3 protein-coding genes are annotated in these 1993 nt (G+C 48.9%); 2 read left to right on the plus strand and 1 reads right to left on the minus strand.

Translation table 11 applies throughout. The features are described 5' to 3' along the window. The first annotated feature begins 65 nt into the window (after positions 1-65). The gene (locus tag ACTHUT_RS19115; protein WP_049329308.1) at positions 66-515 is read left to right on the plus strand and encodes a CopD family copper resistance protein; all 450 of its coding nucleotides are present in this window, start codon (positions 66-68) and stop codon (positions 513-515) included. 33 nt (positions 516-548) lie between these two features. After that, the gene (locus tag ACTHUT_RS19120; RefSeq protein WP_250601611.1) at positions 549-1523 is read left to right on the plus strand and encodes a TerC family protein; all 975 of its coding nucleotides are present in this window, start codon (positions 549-551) and stop codon (positions 1521-1523) included. A 63-nt stretch (positions 1524-1586) separates the two neighbouring features. On the opposite strand, the gene ACTHUT_RS19125 is transcribed toward ACTHUT_RS19120, so the two are convergent. Then, complete coding sequence (locus ACTHUT_RS19125) at positions 1587-1985, minus strand: Ag473 family lipoprotein (protein ID WP_250601613.1); 399 nt, start codon at positions 1983-1985, stop codon at positions 1587-1589. Between the last annotated feature and the right edge of the window lie 8 nt (positions 1986-1993).

The following is a 1993-nucleotide window of genomic DNA, read 5'->3' on the forward strand; positions in this document are numbered from 1 at the left end:
CATATATCAACCGCATTCGGTAGTGATACAATGACGACTTGTCTGAACTACCGGAAACACCCGTCATGAGTACCTACGCACTGGCACACATCATCCACGTTTATTGCGCGATTGCCTTTGTCGGCGGCGTATTTTTCGAAATGCTGGTTCTCTCCGTTTTGCACACCGGCCGCGTTTCGCGTGAATCGCGCCGCGAAGTCGAACGTGCCATGTCCCATCGTGCCGTCCGCGTGATGCCGATTGTCGTCATCACCCTTTTTATCAGCGGCATCGTCATGGTGTACAACCGTTATCTGCCAACGCTGCACCATCCTCTCGACAGCGCCTTCAGCATTATGTTGAGCATCAAAATCCTGTTGGCAGTAAGCGTTTTGGTGCATTTTGCCATCGCTGTTGTCAAAATGGCCCGACACACCCTCACCGTCGGCTGGTCGAAATACATACACGCCGTTGTATTCAGCCATATGCTGTTTATCGTCTTTTTTGCCAAGGCGATGTTCTACCTGTCTTGGTAAACCTTACCCATACCCCACACACAAGGATTTTTTATGACCCAATACCCGTCCGTCGGCTCGCCGATGTTTTACGGCATCTTCTTTATCGCCGTCTTAATCATGATCGCCATCGATATGGTATCGCTGAAAAAAAACGGCGCCCACAAAGTCAGCATCAAAGAAGCCCTAGCTTGGAGCGGCATTTGGGTGGCCGTATCCTGCGCATTTGCAGGCTGGCTCTATTTTGAACTGGCGGACAACCCGACTTACGGGGCCGTTGTCGCCAAAGAAAAAGTCCTCGAATTCTTCACCGGCTATGTACTCGAAAAATCCCTTGCCGTCGATAACATATTCGTTTTCCTGATGATTTTCGGCTACTTCAAAGTCGAACCCAAATTCCAACACCGCGTCTTGCTCTATGGCGTATTCGGTGCCATCGTCCTGCGCGCCATCATGATCTTCATCGGCGCCGCCTTGGTACAACAATTTGAATGGATTTTGTACCTCTTCGGCGCGTTCCTCTTATACACCGGCATTCATATGATGAAGCCCGAAGCCGAAGCTGAAGAAGACCTTTCCCAAAACAAGATCCTGACCCTACTCAAAAAAGTCATCCCGACCAGCCAACAGTTTGACGGTGAAAAATTCTTTACCATCGAAAACGGCAAACGCATCGCTACGCCGCTTTTACTGGTATTAATTATGATCGAATTGAGCGACGTCATCTTCGCCGTGGACAGCATCCCCGCTATTTTTGCCGTAACCACCGACCCTTTCATCGTCCTCACTTCCAACATTTTTGCCATCTTGGGACTGCGTGCCATGTACTTCTTACTGGCAGACTTTGCCGAACGCTTTATTTTCCTCAAATACGGCTTGGCTTTCGTATTGAGCTTTATCGGTATTAAGATGCTGATTATGCACTGGGTACATATCCCGATTTCCATTTCCCTGTCCGTCGTCTTCGGCGCACTGGGCGCGTCCATCCTGACTTCTTTGGTGTACACGCGTCAGCAAGAGAAAAAATAATCTGCCAATATAAAAAGGCCGTCTGAACATTTCAGACGGCCTTTTCAAATATCAAACACCAGCTTATTTAGCAGCGTCTTTCAATTTGTCGGCAGCTTCTTGAGTCGCATCGGCTGCTTTACCCAAAGCATCTTTAGCCGCATCTTTGGCAGCATCTTTAGCTTCACCCACAGCAGCTTTTGCATCGTCCAAGGCTTTGTCGCTGGCTTCTTTAGCACCATCGATGGCTTTACCGGTAGTTTCTTTAGCATCGGAAATTGCTTTCTCCGCAGTTTCCTTCGCTTCGGCACCGGCTTCTTTAGCGTCAGAAACAGCCTGTTCAGCAGCGCCTTTAGCTTCGGAAGCAGCAGCGTTCACATCAGAAGCAACGGCAGAAGCCGCTTCTTGAGTTTCCTGTTTCGCCTCTTGAGAACAAGCAGCCAAACCAGCCACCATCATCGCAGCAATCAATAATTTTTTCATGTTGTATA

It is taken from the genome of Neisseria sp. P0022.S010, assembly GCF_051956635.1.